Genomic DNA, 2,325 nt, shown 5'->3' with positions numbered 1-2,325 from the left:
GCGGAAGTTACGCGCTTGAGAAAATGAGAATTTGAGGGATTTTCTTAATAGAAAATCATAGCAACTAACTTTTGAAAAGGGTTTAGAGACTAAAGCTCTAGAATAAATAAAAAGCTGTAAAAATTTATTTGAGGAACTTAATGATGGATAACGAAATTAAATACTTTGAAAATAAGATTAGAAAATATCATTCACTTCCTGAAGCAATAGTACTTGACTATAAATCAGTTGGTTATCCTTTCTATGCTTTACGTCTTGACTTAACTTATTTGGCAAATAGAGAATTAAAATTACTAGAAGAATTCGTCTTGAAATGTATTACTAATGGGTTAGTAAAACTACAAGAAATTTCTAGTTTTCTTGGTATGGAAAGTTATCAAATAGAAAAAGTATTATCAGAATTAATTTCCAGAGAATTAGTCAAAAAAGAAGAAAATTTAGAGTTAACAACAGTAGGTTTAGATGCTTTAGAACAACAAACAGTTTTAGCACCTATTTCTGAAACTCAGACATTTTATCTAGACGCTCTAAATGGAAAACTGACAAACTCTTTCTCCCCGGAAAAATTTGACAGTAAAATTCATAAAAATAATGCCATAAATAAAATAGTCAAAAAACCAAGGAAAGGTCATATAGAAGATTTAGTTGATTACTATCCAGATATTGAACAACTCTTGCAAATTTCTCATCCTAATAATCCTAATTCCATAGAATTAGTACAAGTTAATAACCTAGAAAAAGTATATCCTCAATGGCATGAAATTTTGCTAGTTTTGTATAAAAGTAATCCTGGCGATCGCGAAATTGAATATGAGATTTTTTCTAGAAGTTCTATTCAAGTAGAATATCGAAATACTATAGAAAAATTGTATGCTGAAGGAAAAAAAATACTGGAGCCAATTTTTCAACAAATGGAACAGGATAAACTACCAGAAAGTTTAGGTAATGAGGTTATTTTTAGTATTAAAGATGATGATATTCAAACTGTAGAAAAATTAACTACAAAAATTAGTTCTCTCAATGACCCCGATGATTTTATCGAAACTAAAAATAATTCAGTCAAACAGGAAAAACAAAAGCTTCAGAAAGAACTCAAGCAAGTCCAAAACAAAACTAGAATATCAGAAGTAATTCATACTTATCAAATTCGTGAATATTTACTTAAAGCTTCAAAAGAAGCAAAAAATAGACTAATGATAATTTCACCTTGGATTAAAGCAAATGTAGTAGATGAAAAATTTATATCAACTTTAAAAGATACCTTAAAACGAAAAGTTCAAGTTCATATAATCTATGGAATTAAAGGTTTAAAAGTTCAAAATGATGAGAAGTCGATTAAACAATTAGAGAATTTAAAAGCAAATTACAAAAATCTCCAATTTGACAAAACTAACAATACTCATCGTAAACAAATTATTTGTGATGATAAATTTGCCATAGTAACCAGCTTTAACTTTTTATCATTTAGAGCAGACCCCCATTTAACATATAGAGATGAACTAGGAGTTATTCTCAGAGATAAACAAACTATTGAAGATTTATTTAAAAGTGGAATTAATTTAATTAGGGTTTGCTGAAAAAGTCTTTTTGGTCTTTGTAGGGACCCACCCCTCGCCCCTCCCCCGACCGTGGAGTGGAAAAAGGGAGTAGTTAGGACTTAGAAGAAATGGGAATTACAGAGTCAGTTGCAAAAACAATAATAAGAGTTATTTTTCGGATTTTGCTGCCCGAAAATGCTCGTTTTTTTAACCATGACTTGCTGAAAAGTTATACTTTTTCCAGACATAAATTGCCTCAAACAAATATCAGTCAATACTTTGATATTTAATCAGCAAACCCTAATTAGTTATACCAATTTCATAAAATATTGCTACAGTGACTACATAGGGAACAGGGAACACCGGAGCTGGGAACAGGGAAAGAAAAACATCATAAAAAAGAGGAAAAAAGGTGAAAATTTTTAAATTTATGGAATTTATAATTTTTTCTTTTAGGAATAAATGACAAATTAAGATGTAACTGCCTTTGCATGAATTTGGTATAATATATAGGAAAAAAAGTATTTTTGCAAATATGAGATGCACCTGTTATATCACTATATTTTAAAAATTAGTAGTCTATGTTAATAGGAATTTAAATCCCTTATTACCGAATAATTAATAATTAAATAATTCTGGTTTAAAGCCTCTCCTTTTAAGGAAAAAAAACGGTCGAGGAATGGCGAAGAGACCTCGTCAGATCCCATCGACCAAGAGAAGAAATCATATTTCCTTATATTCAATTCCGTAATGGTTTTAACCAGAGGTAATTATCAATTATCCATTA

General features: G+C 29.5%; 1 protein-coding gene. It reads left to right on the top strand.

The window, feature by feature from the left end:
* Positions 1-140: 140 nt before the first annotated feature.
* Positions 141-1,577, top strand: a complete 1,437-nt coding sequence (locus AC3DU7_RS31485; protein ID WP_488043165.1) for a phospholipase D-like domain-containing protein — start codon at positions 141-143, stop codon at positions 1,575-1,577.
* Positions 1,578-2,325 lie beyond the last annotated feature (748 nt).

The sequence above is a fragment of the Okeania sp. genome, assembly GCF_983059655.1.
The sequence above is the reverse complement of the archived record's forward strand: the minus strand, read 5'-3'. Positions and strand labels throughout refer to the sequence as shown.